The organism is Mesorhizobium sp. M5C.F.Ca.IN.020.32.2.1 (assembly GCF_004023105.1).
GTDB classification, from domain to species: domain Bacteria; phylum Pseudomonadota; class Alphaproteobacteria; order Rhizobiales; family Rhizobiaceae; genus Mesorhizobium; species Mesorhizobium wenxiniae.
In genome coordinates, this window is record NZ_RZSX01001081.1 from 1 (window position 1) to 1850 (window position 1850).

A 1850-nucleotide genomic window follows, 5' to 3' on the forward strand; every position below is an offset into this window, starting at 1 on the left:
CGCTTCCTCAACGATGTCGGGCTCGACTACCTGACGCTGTCGCGTAATTCCGGCACACTGTCGGGCGGCGAGAGCCAGCGCATTCGCCTGGCCTCGCAGATCGGCTCCGGCCTCACCGGCGTGCTCTATGTGCTGGACGAGCCGTCGATCGGCCTGCACCAGCGCGACAATGCGCGCCTGCTCGACACGCTGAAGCACCTGCGCGACATCGGCAACACGGTGATCGTCGTCGAGCATGACGAGGACGCCATCCTGCATGCCGACTATGTCGTCGACATCGGCCCGGCCGCCGGCATCCATGGCGGCCACATCATCGCGCAGGGAACGCCGCAGCAGATCATGGCCAGCCCGGCCTCGATCACCGGCAAGTATCTGTCAGGCGAGCTCGAAGTGGCTACGCCGGCCGTGCGGCGCGAAGCCAAGAAGAACCGGCGTCTGAAGATCGTCGGCGCGCGCGGCAACAATCTGAAGAACGTTACCGCCGAAATCCCGCTCGGCACCTTCACCGCCGTCACCGGCGTCTCCGGCGGCGGCAAGTCGACCTTCCTGATCGAAACGCTGTTCAAGGCGGCGTCGCGCCGCATCATGGGCTCGCGCGAGCACCCGGCCGATCATGACCGCATCGAGGGCCTTGAGTTCCTCGACAAGGTCATCGATATCGACCAGTCGCCCATTGGACGGACGCCGCGCTCCAATCCCGCCACCTATACTGGCGCCTTCACGCCGATCCGCGACTGGTTCGCCGGCCTGCCGGAATCCAAGGCGCGCGGCTATCAGCCGGGCCGCTTCTCGTTCAACGTCAAGGGCGGCCGCTGCGAGGCCTGCCAGGGCGACGGCGTCATCAAGATCGAGATGCACTTCCTGCCGGACGTCTATGTCACCTGCGACGTCTGCCATGGCAAGCGCTACAACCGCGAGACGCTCGACGTCCTGTTCAAGGGCAAGTCGATTGCCGACGTGCTCGATATGACGGTCGAGGAGGGCGTCGATTTCTTCGCCGCGGTGCCCGGCGTACGCGACAAGCTGGAGACGCTGAAGCAGGTCGGCCTCGGCTACATCCATGTCGGCCAGCAGGCGACGACGCTGTCGGGAGGCGAGGCGCAGCGCATCAAGCTCGCCAAGGAGCTGTCGCGCAAGGCGACCGGCAAGACGCTATACATCCTCGACGAGCCGACCACCGGCCTGCATTTCCACGACGTCGCCAAGCTGCTCGAAGTGCTGCACGAGCTGGTCGACCAGGGCAATACGGTGGTCGTCATCGAGCACAATCTCGAGGTCATCAAGACCGCCGACTGGGTGCTCGACCTCGGCCCTGAGGGCGGCGACGGCGGCGGTGAGCTGGTGGCGTCCGGCACGCCGGAGGATATCATCCGCGAGAAGCGCAGCTACACCGGCCAGTTCCTGCGGGAACTGCTGGAGCGGCGGCCCGGAGGCAAGCGCGAAGCGGCGGAGTGAATGAGGACTGGCTGGCGTCTGGAAGAACCTTCAAATGAAGATCAGAAGAGCGCTTGCCGGTGATTTTGACGCTGTCGCCCAGCTGACCGACGCCGCCTACGCGCCCTACACAGCCTTGTTCGGCGCGCGGCCGATCACCGAAGACTATGCGCCGCGGATCGGACGCGGCGAAGTCTGGCTGCTGGAAAGCAGCGGCGAGCCGGCCGGACAGATTGTCATCGAGCGGCACCCGGACCACACAATGATCTTCTCCGTGGCCGTCGGCCCTGCCTTCCAGGGCAAAGGTTTCGGCATCGCCCTACTCAGATGGGCGGACGAACAGACGCCTATGGCATCTGCCCGAGGTGCGGCTCTAGACCAACGCGAAGATGGAGCGGAACATCGCGCTCTACAAA

General features: G+C 65.2%; 1 protein-coding gene and 1 pseudogene. Both read left to right on the top strand.

Annotation, left to right across the window (positions count from 1 at the left end):
- On the top strand, positions 1 to 1455 hold a 1455-nt coding region (uvrA, locus tag EOA86_RS33050), incomplete at its 5' end, for an excinuclease ABC subunit UvrA (RefSeq protein WP_128345405.1).
- Between the two features lie 34 nt (positions 1456 to 1489).
- A pseudogene (locus EOA86_RS33055) lies at positions 1490 to 1808 on the top strand (GNAT family N-acetyltransferase); the annotation flags it as partial.
- Positions 1809 to 1850: the final 42 nt, after the last annotated feature.